This window comes from uncultured Ruegeria sp., from assembly GCF_947500045.1.
Classification (GTDB): Bacteria; Pseudomonadota; Alphaproteobacteria; order Rhodobacterales; family Rhodobacteraceae; genus Ruegeria.
Genome location: NZ_CANMQQ010000040.1, coordinates 1 through 420, shown reverse-complemented (window position 1 = coordinate 420; position 420 = coordinate 1). Strand labels below are relative to the sequence as shown.

The window sequence follows — 420 nt, the reverse complement described above, 5'->3', positions numbered from 1 at the left end:
GCTCAATCCTCCCACCCATTGGAAGAATTGAAGCGGCAGTTCATGCACCGATCAAGGAAGAGTTTTTCAACAAAATATCCGCACAACCGACATTGGGCAGCGCTCACCAGATGATCGGCTCGATATTGTGACAACCGCCACTACAAACCTCGTCAGTGTACCCACTTGATCTCTTCAAGGGCGCAACTCGCGCGACCAACTGACGGTTTTGACAGCATCACTGGCCATTTAGGCTAATTCGCCACGCAAACTTGTCATTTGCGCATTGCATTAGCTCAATTTTTCGGCCCTAGTACCGCACCAACACCAATTACACCTGGACTGCCCGTGACAGACAGCGCTCCCGTCATTGAGATCAATAACCTTCACAAAAGTTTTGGCCGCCTTGAGGTTCTCAAGGGTGTGGATATTACCGCGCAT

General features: G+C 50.2%; 1 pseudogene. It reads left to right on the top strand.

Annotated features, from left to right (window positions below):
• Nucleotides 1–327 precede the first annotated feature (327 nt).
• A pseudogene (locus Q1B46_RS22155) lies at nt 328–420 on the top strand (amino acid ABC transporter ATP-binding protein); the annotation flags it as partial.